The organism is Paracoccus kondratievae, from assembly GCF_009301415.1.
Taxonomy (GTDB): Bacteria; Pseudomonadota; Alphaproteobacteria; order Rhodobacterales; family Rhodobacteraceae; genus Paracoccus; species Paracoccus kondratievae.
In genome coordinates this window covers 1605626-1628174 of the sequence record NZ_CP045072.1, presented here as the reverse complement: position 1 = coordinate 1628174, position 22549 = coordinate 1605626, and the positions used below count along the sequence as shown (strand labels likewise).

At 63.8% G+C, this 22549-nt stretch carries 18 protein-coding genes and 1 tRNA gene; 11 read left to right on the top strand and 8 right to left on the bottom strand.

Annotated features, from left to right (window positions below):
* Positions 1 to 103 precede the first annotated feature (103 nt).
* From F8A10_RS08145 to F8A10_RS08130, 4 genes are read left to right on the top strand one after another with little or no spacing between them, the layout of a single operon-like run.
* On the top strand, positions 104 to 2713 hold the full coding sequence (locus F8A10_RS08145) for a Z1 domain-containing protein (RefSeq protein WP_227493361.1): 2610 nt from the start codon (positions 104 to 106) through the stop codon (positions 2711 to 2713).
* On the top strand, positions 2706 to 3719 hold the full coding sequence (locus tag F8A10_RS08140) for a PD-(D/E)XK motif protein (protein ID WP_152367084.1): 1014 nt from the start codon (positions 2706 to 2708) through the stop codon (positions 3717 to 3719). Before F8A10_RS08145 ends, F8A10_RS08140 begins: the two co-directional genes overlap by 8 nt.
* Entirely contained in the window at positions 3716 to 5569 is a 1854-nt protein-coding gene (locus tag F8A10_RS08135; protein ID WP_152367083.1) for a hypothetical protein, read from the top strand. The genes F8A10_RS08140 and F8A10_RS08135 overlap by 4 nt, the downstream gene beginning before the upstream one ends.
* The gene (locus tag F8A10_RS08130) at positions 5566 to 6474 is read left to right on the top strand and encodes a hypothetical protein (protein ID WP_152367082.1); all 909 of its coding nucleotides are present in this window, start codon (positions 5566 to 5568) and stop codon (positions 6472 to 6474) included. Before F8A10_RS08135 ends, F8A10_RS08130 begins: the two co-directional genes overlap by 4 nt.
* A gap of 994 nt (positions 6475 to 7468) precedes the next feature.
* Here the strand turns inward: F8A10_RS08130 and F8A10_RS08120 are convergent.
* Complete coding sequence (locus tag F8A10_RS08120) at positions 7469 to 9109, bottom strand: DNA cytosine methyltransferase (protein ID WP_152367081.1); 1641 nt, start codon at positions 9107 to 9109, stop codon at positions 7469 to 7471.
* 67 nt (positions 9110 to 9176) lie between these two features.
* Between F8A10_RS08120 and F8A10_RS08115 the strand changes: the two genes are divergently transcribed.
* Both F8A10_RS08115 and F8A10_RS08110 read left to right on the top strand, forming a co-directional pair.
* Positions 9177 to 9650: a very short patch repair endonuclease gene (locus F8A10_RS08115; RefSeq protein WP_152367080.1), complete on the top strand. Its 474-nt coding sequence runs from the start codon at positions 9177 to 9179 to the stop codon at positions 9648 to 9650.
* Positions 9651 to 9716: 66 nt separating this feature from the next.
* On the top strand, positions 9717 to 9995 hold the full coding sequence (locus F8A10_RS08110) for a hypothetical protein (RefSeq protein ID WP_152367079.1): 279 nt from the start codon (positions 9717 to 9719) through the stop codon (positions 9993 to 9995).
* Positions 9996 to 10309: 314 nt separating this feature from the next.
* Here F8A10_RS08110 and F8A10_RS08105 read toward each other — a convergent pair.
* A tRNA-Ser gene (locus F8A10_RS08105) sits at positions 10310 to 10399 on the bottom strand.
* Between the two features lie 150 nt (positions 10400 to 10549).
* On the opposite strand from F8A10_RS08105, the gene F8A10_RS08100 reads away from it, so the two are divergent.
* From F8A10_RS08100 to F8A10_RS08090, 3 genes are read left to right on the top strand one after another with little or no spacing between them, the layout of a single operon-like run.
* Complete coding sequence (locus tag F8A10_RS08100) at positions 10550 to 11659, top strand: NUDIX domain-containing protein (protein WP_152367078.1); 1110 nt, start codon at positions 10550 to 10552, stop codon at positions 11657 to 11659.
* 33 nt (positions 11660 to 11692) lie between these two features.
* Positions 11693 to 12724, top strand: coding sequence for a cysteine synthase A (locus F8A10_RS08095; protein ID WP_085501161.1), 1032 nt, complete (start codon positions 11693 to 11695; stop codon positions 12722 to 12724).
* Between the two features lie 8 nt (positions 12725 to 12732).
* The gene (locus tag F8A10_RS08090; protein WP_152367077.1) at positions 12733 to 15090 is read left to right on the top strand and encodes a DUF3772 domain-containing protein; all 2358 of its coding nucleotides are present in this window, start codon (positions 12733 to 12735) and stop codon (positions 15088 to 15090) included.
* A gap of 16 nt (positions 15091 to 15106) precedes the next feature.
* Here F8A10_RS08090 and F8A10_RS08085 read toward each other — a convergent pair whose 3' ends face one another.
* The 4 genes from F8A10_RS08085 to F8A10_RS08070 form a co-directional block, all read right to left on the bottom strand.
* A complete protein-coding gene (locus tag F8A10_RS08085) occupies positions 15107 to 16177 on the bottom strand; it encodes an AI-2E family transporter (protein WP_010395895.1) in 1071 nt (356 codons plus the stop codon).
* Positions 16178 to 16246: 69 nt separating this feature from the next.
* Entirely contained in the window at positions 16247 to 18988 is a 2742-nt protein-coding gene (gene gyrA, locus F8A10_RS08080) for a DNA gyrase subunit A (RefSeq protein WP_010395892.1), read from the bottom strand.
* A 92-nt stretch (positions 18989 to 19080) separates the two neighbouring features.
* A complete protein-coding gene (locus F8A10_RS08075; RefSeq protein WP_010395888.1) occupies positions 19081 to 19575 on the bottom strand; it encodes a disulfide bond formation protein B in 495 nt (164 codons plus the stop codon).
* Between the two features lie 52 nt (positions 19576 to 19627).
* Positions 19628 to 20224 (bottom strand): DedA family protein, encoded by a 597-nt coding sequence (locus F8A10_RS08070; protein WP_085501158.1) that lies wholly within the window; start codon positions 20222 to 20224, stop codon positions 19628 to 19630.
* A 134-nt stretch (positions 20225 to 20358) separates the two neighbouring features.
* On the opposite strand from F8A10_RS08070, the gene ypfJ reads away from it, so the two are divergent.
* Positions 20359 to 21210, top strand: a complete 852-nt coding sequence (ypfJ, locus tag F8A10_RS08065) for a KPN_02809 family neutral zinc metallopeptidase (RefSeq protein ID WP_152367076.1) — start codon at positions 20359 to 20361, stop codon at positions 21208 to 21210.
* Between the two features lie 45 nt (positions 21211 to 21255).
* On the opposite strand, the gene F8A10_RS08060 is transcribed toward ypfJ, so the two are convergent.
* A complete protein-coding gene (locus F8A10_RS08060) occupies positions 21256 to 21444 on the bottom strand; it encodes a hypothetical protein (RefSeq protein ID WP_010395880.1) in 189 nt (62 codons plus the stop codon).
* 56 nt (positions 21445 to 21500) lie between these two features.
* On the opposite strand from F8A10_RS08060, the gene F8A10_RS08055 reads away from it, so the two are divergent.
* A complete protein-coding gene (locus F8A10_RS08055) occupies positions 21501 to 21953 on the top strand; it encodes a type II toxin-antitoxin system RatA family toxin (protein WP_029371965.1) in 453 nt (150 codons plus the stop codon).
* Here the strand turns inward: F8A10_RS08055 and F8A10_RS08050 are convergent.
* A complete protein-coding gene (locus tag F8A10_RS08050; RefSeq protein ID WP_010395876.1) occupies positions 21941 to 22549 on the bottom strand; it encodes a hypothetical protein in 609 nt (202 codons plus the stop codon). The two genes, F8A10_RS08055 and F8A10_RS08050, sit on opposite strands and share 13 nt — an antisense overlap.

The following is a 22549-nucleotide window of genomic DNA, read 5'->3' as shown; positions in this document are numbered from 1 at the left end:
GATCCTGAAATCATCGCGTGATTACTTGGGCTTGATCCAGTTCTCTGGAGATTGCTCGCGTTTCAGTCGGGAGGGCGTTGTGCCGGGACCTCAAGTTGATGGATTGGTTGAACGTATCCGCCAAGCGCTGCCACGGCATGGCAATCTCGAAAGCGCGGTTGCTGCCGTTCGCGCCGAACTCGACCTCCTCTCCCCCGGGCTTGCAGCTAATCTGTCCGGCGAGATCGACGAAGCCGCCGCCATAGTTGCCCGCGAGTTCGAACAGATCGAGATACTCCACAGCCACTCGGTGATCAGAAAACGGCCGGAATGGTACTTCGGCCCGAGACCGTCGGACCTGCACTGGCCTGCTGTGAAGTCCTTCCTTCTTAACGAGAAGAAGTGGCACGAGGACGACGTGCGCGGCATCGATGACGCATCGAACGAGGTGGTCTCACTTCTTGAGAACCCGCGGGATCCGGCGAGGAGCCAGTTCTCCTGTCGCGGACTGGTCGTCGGCCACGTCCAGTCGGGCAAGACGGCCAACATGACGGCCGTCATCGCCAAGGCACTCGATGCAGGTTACGACACAGTGATCGTCCTCGCCGGTCTGACGAACAAGCTGCGCCATCAGACCCAGCTCAGATTGTATTCCGACCTCGTGCGGCGCAATCCCCTGAACTGGCAGGTGCTCACGTCGAACGAGGTGGACAGGGATTTCCGGGCTCCGCCTCAGGGCGGTTTCCTCTCCCATTCCGACAAGGCGCAGCTGGCCGTCATCAAGAAGAACGTCTCGCCCCTTGGAGAACTGCGCAAGGCCATCAGGGAGACATTGCCGGCTGTGTTGCAGCAGCTCCGGGTCCTGGTCATCGACGACGAATGCGACCAGGCAAGCGTGAACTCGGCGCGGGGCGAGCTCGACATGACGGCCATCAACCAGCGCATCCGCGAAGTTCTCGGACTTCTCCCGGCTGTTACCTATGTCGGCTACACTGCCACTCCCTTCGCGAATGTGCTGATCAACCCCTACCGTGTCGACGGCCAGGAGCTCGACGATCTCTATCCACGGGACTTCATCACGGCTCTGCCGAAACCGGATCGGTACTTCGGCACCGAGCGTCTGTTCGGGAAGACGCCGGTCGACCCGGAGGACGTGCGGCCCGACGAGGAAGGGCTCGACATGATCCGCGACGTGCCGGATGAGGACGAGGCGGGGCTGCAGCCGCGCAGCAGGAAGGAGCGTGACGCCTTCCAGCCTGCCATGACGCCGAGTCTCGAGGCCGCCATCCTCTACTTCCTCGCATGCTGCGCCGCGCGGCGCGCCCGTGGACATGGGGACCAGCACATGACGATGCTGGTGCACACATCGGCCTACGTTCGTGCGCACGAGGTGGTTGCGGCGCTGATCGAGGGCTGGGTCGACGTGCACCGCAAGGATCTTGTCGATCCGGCATCCGACCTCGGATCCCGGCTCGGTCGGGTCTGGGACGAGGAGCAGGGACGACTGCCGGACGACCTGACTGATGCGAAGCCGGTCACACTGGAAGATGTCTTCCGGTATCTGCCGGAAGTGCTCCAAAGCATCGAGTTCCCGGTCGAGAACGGCGCAAGCGACGACAGGATCGATTATTCCGGCGGGCCAAAGACCTACATCGTGGTCGGCGGCTCCATCCTCGCTCGGGGCCTGACCCTCGAAGGCCTGATGGTCAGTTATTTCCTGCGAACGGCAAACCAGTACGACACGCTACTCCAGATGGGACGCTGGTTCGGCTACCGGCCCGGCTACGAGGATCTTCCGCGGATCTGGATGCCGAGCGATCTCAAGCTGCGATTCAGGGCGCTTGCCTCCGTCGAACAGGAAATCAGGGAGGACATCGAGCAGTATCGGCTCCGCGACCTCGCGCCGATGGACCTGGCGGTCCGGATCAGGGCAATTCCCGGCATGGCGATTACTGCGGCAAACAAGATGCGCGCCGCGAGGCGCTGTGCTGTCAGCTACTGGGGAACCCATCGCCAGACGTTCCGTTTCGCTCACACTGACGCTGGACTGCTCGAAAGGAACTGGGCAGCAGGCAGCGAACTTGTCAGCCGTATCGAGGCGCTTGGCCGGCGCGATCGGGACGCAGGGGAGCGCAAGCTCTGGCGCAACGTGCCGAGGTCGTCGGTCCGCAGATTCCTCGAGGCCTATTCCGTCGAGTCCTCCCAGGCGGACCTGCTGCCGGCCATGCTGGTCCCGTTCATCGACGGGCCGGATCCGCGCCTTTCATCATGGAACATCGGTATCGTCGAGTCCGGCCGCGGTCGCCATTCCGATGCTCCTCTCGGCACGATCGGTTCCGTCAGGACGGTCAACCGCGCAAGGTTGAAGGACACGAGCGGGATCGCGGACATCAAGGCGCTCATGTCGAGACGCGATGTGGTTTTCGACTGTGCCGGCGATGTCGGAGGCAACGGAAGCTGGGAGGAACTCAAGGCGGCGAGGTTGGACGCGGTGGGACAGGTTCCGCTTCTCCTGCTCTATCCCATCGCGCGGGACTCGCGCCCCGAGCGCGAGAGCAAGGCGAGAGTGCCGCTCGATGCCGTGCATGACGTGCTCGGCATCGGGATCGTCTTCCCCGGATCGGTCACGGAGGGCGGGAACTTCGTCTCGGTGGAGCTGCAGCCGCTGTCGGCCGAGGAAGTCGCTGCGATCGAGGAGGAGGAGGCCGCGCAGACGGAGGCAGCAGGTGTCTAGACCCAAGCAGGAGAGCCCGGCGCAGGGACGCTGGAATGTCCTTCGGGCAGGGCACATCGACGGAGAAGGTCTCGGCATCCCCTCGTTGCCTCTTCGCGCAACGACGAAGGCGGGGCCTGTCCGGCTGGCCGTCGGTTCCGGCGGGGAGGCGCGGCTGCTGGTGCCGCTTGCGGCGGGCGAGACGATCAGTGCTCTCGAGACGGGCAGTGCCTTGAAGATCGGCTTAACGACTCTCACGAATGGGCAACGCGCGATCCGGTTTCTCGATGTCATCTGCACGTCGCCGGATCTCGAAGCCGTGTTCGGCGAGGTCGTGGATGACATCGTCCGCCGTCTAGCCGACCGGAAGGACGGGGTCGCGGCTGTGGCTGGTGCGCTCGATGACTTCCGCGAACTTCTCGTCCCGCCAGCAGGGAGAGAGATCGACAGACCGCGGGTTGTCGGCCTCGTGGCCGAGCTGGTCGTGTTGAACCGGCTCCTCGACATTTCGCCTTCGGCCTGGCGCTGCTGGCGCGGACCGGCGGGAGACCGGCACGACTTCCGGGCCAGAGACGTCTCGCTGGAGGTCAAGGCATCGCTCGGCGCTGGGGCCAACGAAGTCACCATCAACGGCATCGATCAGCTGGAACCGCCTGCGGGCGGATCTCTGCACCTTGCGCATCTGGTCCTCGAGGCGGTCGAGGGCGGCCTTCTCACCGTGGCTTCTCTCGGAGACAGGGCCTTGCTGCGCGCCGACGACCCTGCGGGACTGCGGGCGCTGCTCGCGGCCGTCGGCTGCACGGATGTGCATGACGCCGCATGGAACCGTTTCGCATTCAGGGCGGAGGCAGAACGCCTCTATCGTGTCGGCCCAGGTCTTCCCCGGATCGTGCCTTCGAGCTTTGTCGGCGGAAGGATCCCTGCAGGTATTGTTGATGCGACCTACATGATCGATCTCGGGCATGCTACCGACGCAGAATGCCCGCCGGCGGAATTCGCCTCACTCCTTCAGGAATTGTCCGGATGACCTTGAGCCCGCTCGAGCTCCATTCCGAGCCTTACGGTTCGACCGGAAACATCGGCGAGAACTTCCGCCGTCTGCTCGGTGCACCAACGCTCGATCCGTTGCAGACGGTCATCCGGGAATCTGTCCAGAACATTGCCGACGCCGCGCGACCGGGCGTCGGGCCCGAGATCCTGATCAGGCTGCGGACTCTCTCGGACACCCAGCGCGACATCCTTCGGAGCATCGTCCTTGCCGAGATTCCGGAGGAACCGCGTTCGTCCGCCACGATCTCAGGCCTCCTCGAGGCCGAAAGTGCGGTCGTACTCGAGATCTGCGACTTCGGCACCGTGGGGCTTGGCGGCCCAACGCGGTCGGACCGGATCCCGGTAGGAACCGAACAGACCAACTTCATCGACTTCCTTCGCAACATCGGCACAGCTCGGGACACCGAGCAGGGGGGCGGCACCTACGGCTTCGGCAAGGTCGCCCTGTATCGTGCCAGCGCGTGCAGCACGATCATCGTCGACACGCTGCCCGACGGAGCCGGTCCGGAGGGGCGGCGCCTGATGGCATGCCATGTCGGCCGCTCCTTCGAAAAGCCGGAGAACGGGATGAGGAGGCGCTTCACAGGCCGTCACTGGTGGGGCGTCAGGGATCCGGCGGACGGGATCGCCGATCCGGCAACGGGTGATACCGCCTCGGCGCTGGCCGGTCAACTCGGTCTGCCGGAACGCGGCCCGGGCAGATCGGGGACCACGATCATGATCCTCGGCTTCCAGACCGACGAGGACGATCTGACGGCAACCGGAAACCGGATCGTCGAGACGCTGCTCTGGAATTTCTGGCCGCGGATGATGCGCGACGCCCCGGCGAAGCACCGCTTTGCCTGCAGTGTGATGGTCGAGGATCGGGAACTGCTCGTTCCGGCGCCAGAGGAATTCGCCCCATTCGATCTGTTGTGCAAGGCAATGACCGCGGCGCGGGCCCGCACGGGAAACAATGTTCGGCGGATCGAGTCCCAGAGGCCACAGAAGATCCTCGGCACGCTCGCCATCGAGAAGGGCCTGCGGTCGCCGAGACGCTACCTGACTGCGGACGAGGACGTCCGGCTTGTCCCCGAGCAGATGCACCACATTGCGCTGATGCGGCCCGTTGAGCTCGTCGTGAAGTATCTCGAGGGCAATCCGCTCCCCGACGCGCGGCTGGAATGGGCAGGCGTGTTCATCGCCAGCGACGAGGATGAGGTAGAGCAGGCCTTTGCGGATTCCGAACCGCCTGCCCATGATGACTGGGTTCCCGACAACCTGCCGAAAGGCAACGAAAAGCGCTACGTCAACATAGCGCTGAAGCGCCTGAAGGAAATCGCCTCCGAGATGGGCATGGAGCCGATCTCACGAAGGCCGGGGGACGGATCCGGTCCACCGCTTGCGCGCCTTGCCGGGCGCCTTGGGGCTGTGCTCGAAAACGTCGGGGGCGACGGCGCAGGGCGGCGTCGCAGTTCGGGTGGTTCAGGAGGCGGGCGACCCTCGAGGGCGCGGGCAAGTCGTCCCGTGTTCGAGCGCCTCGAGGCTGGCGATGCCGTGCGTATTGCCGTCTTCCTCACGGAGGTGACGCAGGACGCGCGGCGAAGTGGCGCGAAGCTGATTGCTTCAGCCTCCGTGGCAGTGGAAGGCGCGACGCTTGGACCAGTCGACGACACCGTCGGCAGGCCTGAAGTTCTTTCCGTCAGGTGGCTGGACGGAAAGGCAGAAACCGCTGGCGACACCATTGACCTTGGCGGCCGGGAAGGACGGTTCGAGATCCGTGTCCGTGTGCCGGATGATTGCGCGGTGACGGCCGATGCGGATGTCATTCCGGAGGTCGGAACATGAATCGTCGGGTTGCATTCCCGTTCCTCACGCTGACCGAGGCGGCCGTGGAAGCCTCGGCGTGGGAGATTTCCCTTGACGGCGTCGAATGGTCCGCCGCGGGCGAGTTCCTTCCCCACTGGGACAGCGCGAGCGACATCCGAATTCGAAGGACGTTGCACCTGGATCCCGAACGTGCAGCGTCCGATCTCGGGATCCCGGTCCATCAGCTCGTTGTGGCGGCCTCGGTGAGGATAGGGACGGGTCAGGGCAGGCTACCCCGCCAGGTCCTTTCCCGCACGCGTCGGGAGCTTCGTTCGGGAGAGACCTCATGGGAGTTCGAGCAGACCATCGAGGGCCGCCGGCTTTCGATGATCCTCGACCTGCAGACGGAATTCCATTTGGCGAATGCCCCCGCAGAGACCTCGGCGCTGTCACCCGTCCATCCCGGTGACCGGCTCTGGTCGGAGACTATTCGGGTCAGGCTCGAGGGTGAGGAGCCCCGCTTCCCCATCGAGACGGTAGACCTCGCGCAGATGCTCGGTGGTGGAATTGCGGGTGCTGCGCCGTGGCACCTGCACTGGTCGCCGGGGGACTGGACGCGCGATTTCCACGGAGCGGTACGTCTTTACCTCAATGCGAAGTCCGGCGAGACCCTTCAGCGGATCGAGGACGAGGACCCGGTCACGATCCAGTTCCTGCTTGGCGATGTCATGAGTCAGATCTGCGAGCGGTTTCTTGCCGACCCCGAAGCCGAGACGAAGATGGATGCGTCGGAGCCGAGGTCGCTCGGCGCCCAAGCCGCAACGTGGCTACGCAAGGCGTGGCCTGGCAAGGACGCTTCCTTCATCCGCTCTGTCCTCGAAAGCCGTCCCGGCGTCTTCCGCTCAACCATGCTTGCGCTCGCGGAGCCGGGAGTTCCGGAATGACGTTTCTGCTTCCAAGACTGCCCGGTCCGGCCTGCGACGTCATCGTTCGCAGGTTTCTCGAGCATGGCCCGTCCGCTTGGGCGGGCTTTCGCCCCGATGATCTTCCTGATCAGGTACGCTTTGCCGCAACCGGCGGCGCACCCGTCCCTGCGGCGTACCTTGCATCCGTGCGGCAGGACCTCGTCGCAATTGCCCGGAAACATGGGTTTGGACAGCAAGACGCCCGGCAGTCCCATGCCGGCTTCGATGCCGATGCCGCCGCCTGGCTTGCTCGATCCGACCTCTTCACTACCGGCGAGGCCCTCCGGGATGATGTCTGGGCGTTCGTTGCCGCTGTCATGGCCCCGGACATCACCTACTGGCGCTTCGGCAGCTCGACAGAGCGCTACGCCGGGGGTGTGCGCAATACCTTCCAGAGGCTCTGGATGCGTGGTCGTGCACTCGACCGGGGGCCGGGGCATCCCGAGCGCTGGGGATTGCTGGAGGCGCTGACCGAGGATGCCCTCGTGCAGATTACCGAGCGACCGAGCATCGGGGGCGATCACGTTCTTGCCCTTGCCGTAGCAGAGGCATGGCTCCGCGCTGCGCGCCATCATGGCAAGGGGGCCATGGAGGACATCATGCGTCGCGCGATCCTCCGCATCCGGGTCCGCAACGAGATCAGGTCCCTTGCGGACCTGCCGCGGGGCGATCTCGCCAGTTTCCTCGACGGGGTTTTCGGCGTGCCCGATCAGTCCGCCCCCACTCGAGGCGGAACGTCGGGGATCCTGGACAGCCCCGACGCCGCACCTGGCAGGCGATCGGAAGACGGCAAACAGGTTGAGGTACTTGAGGCCGAGCTCTCGATGTCGGGGTCGAGCATGGCGGATGCTGCCCGGAAAGTGAGGCAGGAATCCGGGAAGCGCGGTTGGCTTTCACCGAAGTCGCAATCCGCGCTCGAAACCCTTCAGGAAGGCCACGCTACTCTTGACCGGGGAGAACGTAACGCTCTCGACTATCTCCTCGGCAAGCTCTCGGACGCGGGCGTCCTGGCCGAAGAAATCTCGCGGCTGCGAGCAGCCATTTCGGAGGCTTCGGTCCCTGGCGGTTCGCAAGACGGCGGTCCGGAAAGGCCGCGCAAGAGAAGCTGGGCGATCTGGCGGGCGAGGTAGGGCGGCACTGCATTGCCAACCTGCACGTACTGCTGCGTCCGGTTCCCGAGGAACAGGTAGTCGTCCGGGAAGGTCTGCAGGCGCGCCGCCTCGCGCACGGTCAGGCTGCGGCACTGCATGGGATCGGGGTGGATGAAGTAGTGGCCGTCCTTCGATATGTGGCTCGTGACCGTGGTCGATGGCTCGCCGGCGAGCTGGACCCGGAAGCGGTCGTTGAAGACGCCGCTGTGCCAGTTGCGGTGGTCGGGGCTGAGCGACAGCGGGAAATCGGCGGCCTTGGGGCTGTAACCGCGTACCGCGCCGAAGACGGCTGCGAACAGATAGCGCCCGAGGTCCGAGGGCATGTGCCCGCGTGTCTCGTGCTGGGCGAAACCGCGCAACGCAGGGCGCTCCAGCCAGGCGAGGAGTTCGTCGTTCGACGTGCCGTAGCCCTCGGGGCGCCATGCCGATAGACGGGGTGCCAGCTGTCCATCCTTCAGGCCCGTCGCAACGGCGAAAAAGGCGTCGCGCAGCGGCCCGTCTTCCTTGCCCCGGTGGATGCCTGCCAGCAACCGGGCGGCCTCGACGACCTCTCGCCGCCAGCTCGCCGGGTCATCGCGACCTCGGCTCAGGCCGCTGCGCAGGTCCGGCATCATGCCGATGGCGTCATCGACAGTCCGTGTCACCCCGGAAACCGGTACACTCGTCCCGGTGGCCCTGTCCGCCAGATCTGAGCGGATGCCGACGATGATCACCCGGTGACGCCGCTGCGGCACCCCCCATTCCTCGGCGCGGACAATGAAATCCGAAGACTGTGTGGCCTCCTGCAGACTGGCCCTGCCGTCCGCCACCCGGATCGCCCGCATCTCGTAGTGATGCCCCCGCCCGGTGCCGAGCGAGGCGAGGTCTTCCATCAGCATCTCGAAGACGAGGCGGCTTTCGACCGTCGAGGACAGCATGCCCTTGACGTTTTCCATGACGAAGGCGACGGGGCGCAGGCGGTCGAGCACGCGGATGTACTCGCGGAAGAGATAGTGCCTCTCGTCCTCCTCGGGGACGTATCCGACCTTCCCCTTCGCCCGAGCGCGCCCGACAAGCGAATAGGCCTGGCAGGGCGGGCCGCCGATCAGGATGGTGTCGTCGAAATCCCGGCGCAGCGCACCGATGGCATGATCGATGGCGGCGGCAGCCGGCTCCGTCCCGAGTTCGAGGCATTGCGCCTCCGCCGTCGCATGCTGCCACGCCGCCGCATCCACCTCGCTCCAGTCGGGCTCCGGGATCAGTCCGGCGTGGAAGTCGATGAAGGCCTTCGGCAACGCCCCGAGACGCGCCTGATACGCCCGCAGAAAGGCGCGCAACGTCAGCGTACGATGCGCCGAGGCCTCCTTCTCGACCGAGATGCCGATCCGGAACGGCGCGTGGCCGCCGACATCGAGGGACGCAAATCCCTCGCCCAGCCCGCCCGGGCCGGCAAACAGATCGACGATGCCGAAAGTGGCTGGCAAATCAGGGGCCTCTCGAATTCGGGTTTCAGGCTGTATACCAGGTCCGGACGCAAAGGCCAGGAGGCAAATGGCAGATATCGTCGACAGGCAGACCCGCTCGCGGATGATGTCCGGGATACGGGGCAAGGACACGAAGCCGGAAATGGTGCTGAGGCGCGCCTTGCACGCGCGCGGCTTCCGGTATCGGCTGCATGGAAAGGGTGTCCCTGGTCGGCCGGACCTGGTCCTCGCGAAGCACCGGGCCGTCATCTTCGTGCATGGCTGCTTCTGGCACCGTCACGAGGGCTGCCGCTACAGCACCACCCCGTCGACGCGCCCGGAGTTCTGGCAGGCGAAGTTCGACGCGAATGTGGCACGGGACAGCTCCGTTCGGACCACACTTCTAGACGACGGATGGCGCGTGGGGACAGTCTGGGCATGCGCGCTGAGAAAACCTGAGCAGGTCGAAAAGGCGGCCGACCTCTTGGCTGGATGGCTCCGCAGTGCTGCGGCGCATGCTGAAATCGGTGAAGCAGAGGTGATCGCCGACGAGCACGCGTGATGGGTTGTACTGTGGCAAGTGGAACTGGGGAATCCGCGAGGTGATCCCTACAAGGAAGGAGTCAAAATGGTCGATGGACCTGAACTGGAAGACGGTAAGTACCCATTCATCGCGGAGCGGCTACCGCTGTCCGATCTCGCATGGATCGAGGTCCCTGCCACCCTTGAAGCCTTGCTGCGCGATCAGGCTCACGCTAACGGCATTCGACTGATCAGGGGGCAAGCCGTCGAATTGCGGTGCGTGACCCCGCAATACGGTGACGCCATTTTCATGATCTACCGGCCCCACGACGTGGATCGCTTGCACATGCTCGCGCTGAAGGTGTTCCAGAAGGGCAGAGCCTGAGAGCCAGTGTAGCTGCGGTCGCGAAGCGCTCATCTTCAACAGGAACTGTCTTTGGATCCCGGTCCCGACCGCCCGAACGCGACCCGCCTCGAAGGCAACAGCCCAGCGCAGCGCAGAAATCTTTCATTTCAAGGGCTTGGCCGGCTATTCACCAAATCGGCGCAGTCATCAGGTCCGGAGAATGTTGGCCCTGAGAGACCACTTCCAAGCCACCTGGCGCCATGGCCAGTGCTCAGCCCCTCCCGCATAACCCTCGAATACAACGAGAAAATCCGGCCGCGGCCGGATCGGGAGAACGCTTTCGCGGGGGCAAGTGGCGGAGAGGGTGGGATTCGAACCCACGGAACCCGTGAAGGCTCAACGGTTTTCGAGACCGCCCCGTTCGACCACTCCGGCACCTCTCCGCGCTTTCGGGTGGTGGCGGCGATTTAGACGGGCAGGGGTTGAAGCGCAAGGGGCTTCGCGCCAAAACCGTGAAAAATTTCTCGGCCCGGAGAAACGATGACAGTCATGCTCTGGTCCGCAGGTGTTTACAAGCGCAAGGAGCAACCGCCATGCCATTGTTGATCGGGCCGCTTGCCCATCCGCTGATGCACGCTCGTCTTGCTCCGGATGCGGTTGAGGCCCAGCCCTTGCAAGGGACGCTGAGGGGCGGCGGATTTGCGGGGATTACGCTAAACGGCTGGCCCCGGCTTGAGGTTGGCAAGGATAGCTTGCCGCTTTGGAAAAGCCCGTGGACGCCAGAACTGCGCCGCTATGCTCAGATCTTTGGACTTGTGCCCCAGTTTCATCACGGGCTGGAGCTGTTTGGCCTCGGTGATGCCGCTGATGATGGGCCAGAATGGCAGCCCAGGCTTGCCGCCGCCATGGCTGACTGGCTGCTTGCTTTGCCGCCAGAACGCCCGGCCGAGGCGATACGCAAGCGTCTGCCGATGATCGCCGCATGGGTTGCCTCGCGTCTGCGCGCGGCGGATGAGACGCCGCCGCTGCCCCATGTCGGTCCCGTTGCCGCTGACCGGGTGCGAATTGATTCGGTCGACGAACCCTATGCTGAGTATTTCTCGATCGAAGCGATCCGTCTGCGCCAGCATCGCAACGATGGCGACTGGACGCCACCGCTGCTGCGGGCGGTCTTTGTTTCCGGCGATGCGACCGTGGTCCTGCCCTGGGACCCGGTGCGCGATCGGGTCATGCTGATCGACCAGCTGCGGGCCGGGCCGGTCGCGCGTGGCGATGCTCAGCCTTGGCTCTATGAGACCGTGGCGGGCCGCGTCGATGCCGCAGAGACGCCCGAACAGGCCGCCCGCCGCGAAGCGGTCGAGGAAACCGGTATTCAGATGTCCCGCCTTATCCCCGCACCACATAATTATCCCAGCCCCGGCGCGATGGCCGAGTATCTGTACCTCTATGTCGGCATTGCTGATCTGCCCGATGACATCGCCGGTCTTGGCGGGCTTGCGAGCGAGGATGAGGATATCCGCTCGCATCTGATCCCCCGGGCGGAACTGACGCGCATGGCATTGGCGGGCGAGATCCGTAACGGGCCCTTGCTGAATCTTGCGCTGTGGCTTGAGCTGCGCCATGACGAGATCCGCCGCGAACTGGGGCTTGACGAGCCCGCAAAGGCCCAGCCGGGGTTGCCGCCGTCGAGGGGCAGCGTATAACCGGGCGGGAACATCCTGCGAAAGGCCAAGCCCATGCGCATCTGCCCTGACCTCGCCTCTGCCATCGGCAACACTCCCCTGATCCGGCTACGCCGCGCCTCGGAAGAGACCGGCTGCGAGATTCTGGGCAAGGCCGAGTTCATGAACCCGGGCCAGTCGGTCAAGGATCGCGCCGCGCTTTACATCATCAAGGACGCGGTCGCCCGGGGTGAGCTGAAACCCGGCGGCACAATTGTCGAAGGTACGGCCGGCAACACCGGTATCGGCCTGGCCCTGGTCGGAGCCTCGATGGGCTTCCGCTCGGTCATCGTCATCCCCGAGACGCAGAGCCAGGAGAAAAAGGACATGCTGCGTCTTGCAGGTGCCGAACTGGTCGAGGTGCCGGCGCAGCCCTACAAGAACCCTAATAACTATGTGCGCTACTCTGGCCGTTTGGCCGAAGAGCTGGCGCGGACCGAACCGAACGGCGCGATCTGGGCCAATCAGTTTGACAATACCGCCAACCGGCAGGCGCATCTGGAAACCACCGGGCCCGAGATTTGGGAGCAGACCGGCGGGCGCGTGGACGGGTTCATCTGTGCGGTCGGCTCGGGTGGGACGCTGGCGGGTGTGGCCATGGCGCTGCAACCCAAAGGGGTCAAGATCGGCCTGGCCGATCCCGAAGGCGCAGCACTTCACAGTTTTTACACCGAAGGCAAGTTCGAATCCCCCGGCTCTTCTATTACCGAGGGGATCGGTCAGGGCCGCATTACCGCGAACCTCGAAGGTTTCACCCCCGATTTTTCGTATCGCATCCCCGATTCCGAGGCTCTGCCGGTGATCTTTGATCTGCTGGAGCATGAGGGGCTGTGCCTTGGCGGCTCGTCCGGCGTGAACGTCGCCGGGGCAATCCGCATGGCCCGCGAAATGGGGCCGGGGCACACGATCGTCACCGTGCTTTGCGACTATGGCACGCGTTACCAGACCAAGCTGTTCAACCCGGACTTCTTGCGCGCCAAGGCGCTGCCGGTGCCAGAGTGGATGGTCCGCAAGCCCGCCAACCTGCCCGAGGTCTATCAGGATTGACCTGCGCAATGTCCCGCCTGACGTCCTTTATTGTCGCGCTGTTTCTGATCCTGTGTTCCCCTGCCTTTGCCCAGCAAGAGCAGGAGGCACCGGATCTTGTTGCCTGGAACAAGCTTGCCGAACAGGCCGAGCAGATCCTTGAATCCGGCTCGGCCAATGATGCGAGGTTGCAGACCATCCGCGACGAGGTGGTCAAGTGGCGGGAAAAGCTCAAGGCGGGGCAGGGTGTTAACGCCACCCGCATCGCCACGCTTAAGGATCAGATCGCAGCCCTGGGCCCAGCCCCGGCCGAGGGTGAGACGGAATCCGAGGAAATCGCCGCTCGCCGCAAGGAACTGAACGAACAGCTTGCGGCGTTGCAGGCGCCGGGCTTGCAAGCGGTCGAGGCCTATGGTCGCGCTGATGGCATCGTCGCGCAGATCGACCAGACATTGCGCGCTCGCCAGAATTTCGCCCTGATCCGCAAGACACCGGCGCCGATCAACCCGGCGAACTGGACCCCTGCGGTTGCCGAAGCTGCCCATGTCGCGACCCAGATCTATGACGAGGCGCATAGCCGTTGGGACAGTACAGGGGGCATGTCGGGCTTTACCCAACGACTGCCGCTGATCGGTGGACTGCTGCTGGTTGCGCTGCTGCTTTTGTCGCAGGGACGGCGCTGGGTCGATTCATTGCCTTCGCGACTGTCGGCGCGGGCGAGCGAGCGGTCTCGCGCGGCGCTGATCTTTGGCGTCTCGCTGGGACAGATCGCCATTCCGCTGATCGGGGTGATTTTGGTGGCCGCCGCGGTGGCCTCAACCGATCTGGTCGATGACTGGGGGATGCCGCTTCTGCGCTCGATCCCGGCGGCGGGGCTGTCGTTCTTTGGTGGCGTCTGGCTGGCGCGGCGGCTGTTCCCAACCGCCGACACCGCTGGTCAGCCCCCCCTGCCAATGAGCGAAGAGCGTCGCGCCAAGGCCCGTGCCCGCGCCACGCTTCTGTCGGCCGCACTTGCGCTGCACCAGCTATTCTCGCGGACGATCCTGCCTCTGTCGGGCTTTAACAGCCAGAATGACACCAACACCGTGCCCCAACGTATCAGCGAGGCTTCGGCCGGGGTCTGGCATTTCCTGCTGGTGCTGTTCGGGGCGTTCTGTCTTTTCCGCCTATGCACCGTGCTGCGTGGCCTGCGGATGACTGAAGCCTCTGCCGCCCCGGATTATCGCATTCGGGTGGTGAACTTCCTGACCATGGTTGGCCGGGTGATCGCGCTGGCAACGCCGGTTCTGGTGGCTCTGGGCTATGTCACTGCCGGGAACGCCATGCTTTGGGCGCTGGTGCGGACGCTGGCGCTGGTCGGGCTGCTGATCATCCTGCAGGACTTCATTGCCGACTTTTACGCCATGGCCAAGGGCGGCGACCAGTCGGCGCGCGATGCGCTGATGCCGGTGCTGTTCGGCTTTGCGCTGATCTTGCTGTCCTTGCCGTTGTTCGCGCTGATCTGGGGCGCGCGCCCAAGCGATCTGGTCGAGGCATGGACCAAGGCCCAGCAGGGCTTTTCCTTTGGTGGCGTGCGCCTGTCGCCAATGGCGATTCTGACATTCCTGATTGTCTTTGCGGTCGGCTATTCGCTGACCGGCTTTGTGCAGGGCGCGTTCCGCAGCTCGATCCTGCCCAAGACGCGGCTGGATGCCGGGGGGCAGAACGCCGTCACCTCAATCATTGGCTATGTCGGGGTGGCGCTGGCGGCGGTTTTTGCTGTCACTTCGGCGGGGATCGACCTGACCTCGCTGGCCTTTGTCGCCGGTGCCCTGTCCGTCGGTATCGGTTTCGGTATGCAGCAGGTGGTGTCAAACTTCGTCTCGGGCATCATCCTGCTGGTCGAGCGCCCGATCGCGGTCGGAGACTGGATCGAAGTTGGCGGCCAGCAGGGTATCGTTCGCCGCATGGCGGTGCGCGCGACGCAGATCGAGACCTTTGACCGCACGCAGGTTATCGTGCCGAACTCGAACCTGATCACCCAGCCGGTGACGAACTGGACGCGTGGCAGCCTGGCCGGACGGATTGTGGTTCCGGTGACGGTCGCCCATGGCTCTGACAGTCGTCAGGTCGCCGAAATTCTGCGCGAAATTGCCGAGGATCAACCGACCGTGCTGGTCAATCCGGCCCCCGCCGTGATGCTGCGTGGTATCACCGCCGACGGCCTGAATTTTGAGCTGCGCGCCATTCTGGCCGATATCAACGGCGGCACAGGCGTCGTGTCGGAAATCAACCATCAGATCCTGCAACGCTTTGCCGAAAACGGCATCGTTCTGCCGGGCAGCACCCGGCCTGCGCGGGACATCTTTGTTCATGAACAGCATGAAGAAGGGGCCGAGCTGTCATAACTCCGCGTGAGGGGGGTTAGCGGCGCAGGCGGGTTGTCGGCTCTTGCTCGGGCAGGCCCTCTTGCGACAGCATGATCGCTACAGGGCGCAACCATGGGATCTGGGCGCAGACGATCATGATCGCGACCATGATCGGCACGGCAAGGAAGGTACCGGCGATTCCCCAGATCACCCCCCAGAAGGCCAGAGACAGCACGATCCCGAATGACGAAAGCCGCAGCGTCTGTCCCAACAGCATGGGGTCGAAGACATTGCCGATGATGAACTGAACCGCAACCGTCAGGCCGCCGACGGTCAGGGTGGTTGCAGGGTCCCCGGTCTGCGCCAGCACCATGGCAAAGGTGATCACCGTGGCGATAATCGAACCCAGCGTCGGGATGAAGTTCAGGATGAAAGTCAGCATGGCGACCGCGCCGGCGAGTTCGAGCCCTTCGATGCGAAAGATCGCCCAGATCAGCATCGCAGTGACCGCGCTGATTGCCGCCTTGACGACCAGATAGCGGTTCACGCGCCGCATGATCTTGTGAACGGTCTCGAGCACCTGCTGGGCGCGGGTCGGATCTCCGGTCAGGCGCTCGATCTTGATGGGAAACCAGATCCGTTCACTGAACATGAAGCCGACAAAGGTCAGGATCAGGACCGAGCCCGAAATCAGGTTTGATGCCTGCGCCGCAGCTGACCGCAACCAGCCCGCAAAGTCGATATTGCCCATGAAGGTGCCGATCGCCTCTTGCACATTCGGGCCCCATTCCTGGCTTAGCCGTGCCAGCGCAACCTGTGCCCGGTCGGCGTAGGTAATTGAGATCGAGACGACTTCGTTCACCTGCGCCACCACTGCGGTCGCGGCCCAAAGCAGGCCGATGGCAATGGCAATCAGCGCCAGCGTGGTTGCCAGCCAGTTGGGCACCTTCAGCCGGGCAAAGGCAGAGATCGCATCGCTCGTCAGCGAAAAAATGATAATCGCAAGGACAAGGCAGATCAGGATAAAGCGCGCCTGTACCAGCAAAAACAGGATCAGGCCAAAGGCGATCACGCCCAGAAAACCGGTCTGCAGCCGCACGGCCAGATTCGAATCCCGCCTGTTCAATCCGCTGTCCTCACATTGCCGGCGATGGTCCGCGCGGATGCGCGCCGGTCACGGCCCGGGGCTGTCGCCTCAGGCCTCGGCATCATCCTCGCCATTCTCGGCGATACGGGCAACAGAAACCACTTCTTCATCCGAAGCGGTGTTAAACACGCGTACGCCGCCGGCAGAACGTGAACGGAAGCTGATTTGATCGACAGGCACACGGATCGACTGACCGGTCGAGGTTGCCAGCATGATCTGATCGTCCCGTTCGACCGGGAAGCTTGCGACCAGAGGCCCGCCGCGCATCGCTTTGTCCATCGCCATGACGCCCTGACCGCCACGTCCGCGCACAGGATAGTCGTGGGACGAGCTGATCTTGCCCGATCCACGCGAAGTGATGGTCAGGATCAGATCTTCGGCCGCAGACATTTCGGCATAGCGTTCCTGGCTGATCGCGGTTTCGGCGACGTGATCTTCGTCCTCATCTGCCTCGGCTCCATCGTCCAGTGCGCCTTCGACAGCGCGGCGCATCTTCAGATAGGCGGCACGTTCGGCAGGATCGGCCTCGAAATGGCGGATGACCGACATGCTGACCACACGGTCGCCTTCGGCCAGCCGGATGCCGCGGACACCCGTGGAATCGCGGCCTTTGAACACCCGGACATCAGTGGTCGGGAAGCGGATCGCCCGGCCGGCGGCGGTCACCAGCATGACATCGTCATTCTCGGTCGCCATGCGTGCACCGATCAACTCGACCCCCTCGGGCAGGCGCATGGCGATCTTGCCGTTGCGCATGACATTGGCAAAATCGGACAGGGCGTTGCGGCGCACATCACCTTCGGATGTGGCAAAGACCACCTGATAATCTTCCCAATCCTTTTCAGGCGCATCGACCGGCATCAGTGCCGCGATTGATACCCCGGGCTGGATCGGCAGGATGTTGACGATCGCCTTGCCCTTCGAGGTCCGTCCGCCCAGGGGCAGGCGCCAGCACTTCATCCGATAGACCATGCCATCGGTGGTAAAGAACAACAGCTCGGTGTGGGTATTGGCGACAAAGAGCGTGGTAACAACGTCATCTTCTTTTGTGGCCATGCCCGACAGGCCCTTGCCGCCGCGCCGTTGAGCACGGAATTCGGCCAGAGCAGTACGTTTGATATAGCCGCCCGAGGTGATGGTGACGACCATATCCTCGCGCTCGATCAGGTCCTCGTCGTCCAGATCGCCAGCCCAGTCGGTGATCTCGGTCCGGCGCGGTACGGCGAAAAGCTCTCTTACCTCGCGCAGTTCGTCCGAGATGATATCCATGATCCTTTCGCGCGAGGCGAGGATGGCGAGGAAATCCCGGATTGATTCGGCCAGCGATTTCAGCTCATCCGTAACCTCTTGCACGCCAAGCTGGGTCAGGCGCTGCAGGCGCAGTTCCAGAATGGCGCGGGCCTGGGCTTCGGACAGGTTGTAGGTCCCGTCTTCGTTCACCGGATGCAGCGGGTCGTCGATCAGCTTCAGATATTCGACGATTTCCCGGGCGGGCCAGCGGCGGGTCATCAGCCGTTCGCGCGCCTCGGCCGCATCGGCCGAACTGCGGATCGTCGCAACCACCTCATCGACATTCGACACAGCCACGGCAAGTCCGCACAGCACATGGGCGCGTTCGCGCGCCTTGCGCAGCTCATAGGCGGTGCGGCGGGCGACGACCTCTTCGCGGAATGCAATGAAGTGGGTCAGGAAATCGCGCAGTGTCAGCTGTTCAGGCCGGCCGCCGTTCAGCGCCAGCATGTTGGCGCCAAAGCTTGTCTGCATCGGGGTAAAACGGAACAGCTGGTTCAGCACGACCTCGGCCGTGGCATCGCGCTTTAGCTCAATCACCACGCGGACGCCGACGCGGTCGGATTCGTCCTGCACATGAGCGATGCCCTCGATGCGTTTTTCCTTGGCAAGCTCGGCGATCTTTTCGATCAGCCCCGCCTTGTTCACCTGATAGGGGATCTCATCAAGGATGATCGCCTGACGACCGGCGCGGGTTTCCTCGATCCGGGTCTTGGCGCGCACGATGATGCTGCCGCGGCCTTCAAGATAGGCCTTGCGTGCGCCCGCGCGGCCAAGGATCAGGCCGCCGGTCGGGAAGTCCGGGCCGGGGACGATTTCCAGCAGACGCTCGGTCGGCAGGTCGGGGTTCTCGATCAGCGCCAGCGTTGCATCGACCACTTCGCCCAGGTTGTGGGGCGGGATGTTGGTCGCCATGCCAACGGCGATGCCGCCCGCGCCATTGACCAGCATGTTCGGAAAGCGCGCCGGCAGGACGGTCGGCTCACGGTCCTTGCCGTCATAGTTGTCCTGAAAATCGACTGTATCCTTGTCGATATCCATCAGCAGATAGGCCGAAGGCTTGGCCATCCGCACTTCGGTATAGCGCATGGCTGCCGGGCTGTCGCCGTCCATGCTGCCAAAGTTGCCCTGACCGTCCAGCAGCGGCAGCGACATTGAAAACGGCTGAGCCATCCGCACCAAGGCGTCATAGATCGAGGCGTCGCCATGCGGGTGATATTTACCCATCGTATCGCCAACCGGGCGGGCCGATTTGCGATAGGGTTTGTCATGGGTGTTGCCGGTTTCGTGCATCGCAAACAGCACGCGGCGGTGCACGGGCTTGAGCCCGTCGCGCAGATCGGGAATCGCCCGGCTGACGATAACCGACATGGCATAGTCCAGATAGGACGAGCGCATTTCATGCGCGATGTCGATCACCGGACCGTCATGGGCCATCACCGCACGCTCGGGCGAGCCGGCTTCGGGGGTGTCGTCGTCGTTTTCAGGGGTGTCGGCCACGGGAAAACCTCAAGATCTTGTTGGTAACGGGTCTATCCCATACCTGCCTTGGGTGCAATCTTGACGCGGCCTTTACTGGGCGATTCCCTGCCTTAAGCGATGCCTTTCACCCGGCTGCGACCCCGGACCGACACCAGCCACAGTGCCGAAAGCAGCGCCGAGCAGATCGCGTTCCAGCCCGCCATCGAGATGCCGAACAAGCTCCAGCTTACTTCGTCGCAGCGCACGACCGGCGCCGCCTCCAGCGCGGTCAGCAGGTCCTGAGTCGAGAGCGTCGCCAGCCCCGCCACGCCGCCCGAGCAATGCTGCGGTCCCAGCCACAGCTTCAGCTCGACCCCGGCGTGATAAATCGCAAAGCCGGTGGCGCAAAGCGCAGCGATCAGCCCCAGCGCGGCCAGCCAGCGTTTCCAGCCCAGCCACCAGATCAGCACGCCGACGATTGCAGCCACAAGATGCGGCCAGCGTTGCAGGATGCAAAGCTCGCAAGGCGCATAGCCGAGCATCTGAAAGGTCAGCGCGGCGGCCAGCAGCGCGGCAGAACCTGCGGCGGCGGTCACGGCGATCTGTTTGCTTGATACTTCGCTCATGCGCTTGGGTTAGGGCCGCCACGCTTGCCCGGCAAGTGCCAATTGCGTGATCTCAATGCGGTTTCCAGGTGATCACGCGATAGAGATAGACCACCACCACGGCGATCACGACCAGTTTGGACAGCGGGTCGATGTAATCGCCGACGAGCACATAGTTTTCATGCAGCATCAGCCCGGCAAAGGTCAGCACTCCGGTCCACAACGCGCTGCCGATCACCGTATAGATCAGGAATTTCCACATCGGCATCCGGGCAAGCCCGGCCGGAACTGAAATAAGTGTGCGGATTGCCGGGATCATGCGGCCGAAAAATACCGCCATCGCGCCGTGACGCTGGAACCAGTCATGCGCCGCATCAATGTCCGAAGGTGACAGCGTCAGCAGCCGCCCATGGCGCGCGGCAAAACGCTTGAGCCGCTCTTCTCCGAACCACAGGCCGATCCAATACCAGATCATGGTACCCAGAACCGAACCAAGCGTGCCGGTCACGATGGTCAGGGTCAGCGACATACGTCCGCTTGCGGCCAGGAAACCGGCCAGCGGCATGATTACCTCGGACGGGATGGGGGGAAAGATATGCTCGGCCACCATCAGCACGAACACGCCAAGATAGCCCCAGCTTTCGATCGTCGAAACCACCCAGTCGAACATGTCCCGCCCCTTGCCGCTGCGGTCCCTGTGCTGCGGGGGCAGGCCGGAACTGTCAACCCCACGTCGGTGTTGTGCATGGCCGGGGTTGCAGTAACCTTGGCGTGAGCAGCGCATCGCGATGGGAGGAATGCTCGATGGAATGGCGGGGCAGACGCGGCAGCAGGAATGTCGAGGACCGGCGCAGCATGGGCCGGGCCGGTACTGCCGGCGGCATGGGTGTGGTCGGCGTGCTGGTGGTGCTTGCCGTGGGCTACTTCTTTGGCGTCGACATCTCACCCATCGTCGGAGCGATTGATCAGGGCGGCCAGTCAACCGAGCCGCGTGAACTGACCCAGGAAGAGCAGGAGATCGGCCAGTTCGTTTCGGTCGTGCTTGCCGATACCGAAGAGGTCTGGGCCTCGGTCCTGCCCCGGCAGGCGGGGACTGACTACGTTCAGCCATCGCTTGTGATGTTCTCGGGCGCGGTGCAATCGGCTTGCGGTGGTGCTTCGGCGGCGATGGGACCGTTCTATTGCCCGAACGACCGCAAGGTGTATCTGGACACCGACTTTTTCCGCGTCATGAGCCAGCGCATGCAGGCGGGTGGAGATTTCGCCTATGCCTATGTCATCGCTCATGAGATCGGCCACCATGTCCAGAACCAGCTGGGGATCCTTAGCCAGACCATGCAGGCGCGTCAGCAAAGCGGGCAGGCCCAGGCAAACCGCATTTCGGTGCTGACCGAGCTGCAGGCCGACTGTTTCGCCGGTGTCTGGGCCCATCACGCCAGCCAGCAATTCAACAGCATTGATGACGGCGATATTGCCGAGGCGATCAACGCTGCCGCTGCGGTGGGCGATGATACGCTGATGGAAAAGGCCGGACGCGCGCCGGTGCCGGACGCCTTTACCCATGGTTCGGCCGAACAGCGCCAGACCTGGTTCAAGCGCGGCTTTGCCTCGGGGCAGATGGCGCAATGCGACACCTTTGCTGCGGCAGGGCTGTAAGCTGGCGGCGCGCGCCGGGATCAAAGGGCGCGGCAGTGCCGCGCCTTACGGGCGCTGCAAATGGATGCCGCGCGGCCGTTCGGTCGTTGCCCAGTCGGGCCAAAGGCCGAAATATTCCAGCCCCGCGATCACCAGACCAAGGGCGATGACGGCGAACACCAGCTTGACCATGCGGGCACTGGGCGGATTACGCGCCCAACGTGACGCCCGGATCAGCCAGATGAGGTTGTTCATGTGTCCCTTTCCCTGCTAGTGCTGCGCCGAAATTCGAATACGTCCCGGGACGAGCCTTGCCTCAGCACAGCGACAGCCGAAATCTACCTTATACCGCCGACCAGATGTATGCACTGGTGGCCGATATCGAAAGGTACCCGCAGTTCCTGCCATGGAATACCGCCGCCCGTATCCGCTCACGCAGGCCGGGGGCGCCGGGCAGCGAGGTGGTCGAGGCCGATCTGGTCATCAGCTTCAAGGTCTTTCGCGAGCGATTCGGTTCTCGCGTCACGCTGTGGCCGCAGGATAAGCGCATCGACACCGAATATCTGGACGGGCCGTTCAAATATCTGCGCAGCGGCTGGGCCTTTGCCGACCTGCCCGAAGGCGGCTGCCGTGTCGATTTCTTTGTCGATTTCGAGTTCCGCAACGCCGTGCTGGGCAAAGTGATCGGCGTCGTCTTTGGCGAGGCGATGTCTCGCATCGTCCGTGCCTTTGAAGATCGGGCAAAGGCGCTTTACGGCGTCTGACGCGCGGCCTGCCAGATCTGATAGTCGCGCGACAGGGTTTCGCGCAGCCTGACCTCGGTTTCGGGCTCAAGCTCGGTCACGGCTGTGGGCGAGACATTGCGGCGTGGCAGCCGGATTGGCGTCTCCAGCCGCCGTGACAGGAATTCCGTCAGTGCGGGCATGGCCTCATAACGGAAGATGTAATCGACAGCGATATTGCCCTGTTGGTCGGTCAGCAGGTCGGATTGCCGACCGAGCCGGGCATAGGCGGGGCGGTTGTCCATTTCCAGCAGGTAATCGGCGGCGAAACGTTCAAAGCTGATATGGGCGGTACTGTTGGGATGACCGATCAGCGTGTCGCGGGCCCGAAAGCGATACCAGCTGCGCAGCCATTCCAGCGGTTCGCGGATCACAGCGACGGTCTGGAACTCGGGATTGCCCAGAGGGGCGAGCAGGGGGCGGATGCGTGCGCGATACTGTTTCAGGTTCAGATGCTTGATCTCGGGCCGGGTACGCAGGACGATCTCGGCCTTGGGGGCGAGCGCCTCTTCCAGGGCCGTGGTGCCGGTCTTTGGGACCGACAGTAGCACGATGCGAGGCTTGATGAAGATCAGCAT

What these genes read in the sequence shown, in the direction of transcription:
- F8A10_RS08130 (WP_152367082.1), top strand. Translation starts at nt 5,566, where the DNA reads ATGAATCGTCGGGTTGCATTCCCGTTCCTCACGCTGACCGAGGCGGCC.
- F8A10_RS08100 (WP_152367078.1), top strand. Translation starts at nt 10,550, where the DNA reads ATGCCATTGTTGATCGGGCCGCTTGCCCATCCGCTGATGCACGCTCGT.
- F8A10_RS08060 (WP_010395880.1), bottom strand. Translation starts at nt 21,444, where the DNA reads ATGAACAACCTCATCTGGCTGATCCGGGCGTCACGTTGGGCGCGTAAT.
- F8A10_RS08135 (WP_152367083.1), top strand. Translation starts at nt 3,716, where the DNA reads ATGACCTTGAGCCCGCTCGAGCTCCATTCCGAGCCTTACGGTTCGACC.
- F8A10_RS08075 (WP_010395888.1), bottom strand. Translation starts at nt 19,575, where the DNA reads ATGAGCGAAGTATCAAGCAAACAGATCGCCGTGACCGCCGCCGCAGGT.
- F8A10_RS08115 (WP_152367080.1), top strand. Translation starts at nt 9,177, where the DNA reads ATGGCAGATATCGTCGACAGGCAGACCCGCTCGCGGATGATGTCCGGG.
- ypfJ (WP_152367076.1), top strand. Translation starts at nt 20,359, where the DNA reads ATGGAATGGCGGGGCAGACGCGGCAGCAGGAATGTCGAGGACCGGCGC.
- F8A10_RS08095 (WP_085501161.1), top strand. Translation starts at nt 11,693, where the DNA reads ATGCGCATCTGCCCTGACCTCGCCTCTGCCATCGGCAACACTCCCCTG.
- F8A10_RS08070 (WP_085501158.1), bottom strand. Translation starts at nt 20,224, where the DNA reads ATGTTCGACTGGGTGGTTTCGACGATCGAAAGCTGGGGCTATCTTGGC.
- F8A10_RS08050 (WP_010395876.1), bottom strand. Translation starts at nt 22,549, where the DNA reads ATGCTGATCTTCATCAAGCCTCGCATCGTGCTACTGTCGGTCCCAAAG.
- F8A10_RS08110 (WP_152367079.1), top strand. Translation starts at nt 9,717, where the DNA reads ATGGTCGATGGACCTGAACTGGAAGACGGTAAGTACCCATTCATCGCG.
- F8A10_RS08090 (WP_152367077.1), top strand. Translation starts at nt 12,733, where the DNA reads ATGTCCCGCCTGACGTCCTTTATTGTCGCGCTGTTTCTGATCCTGTGT.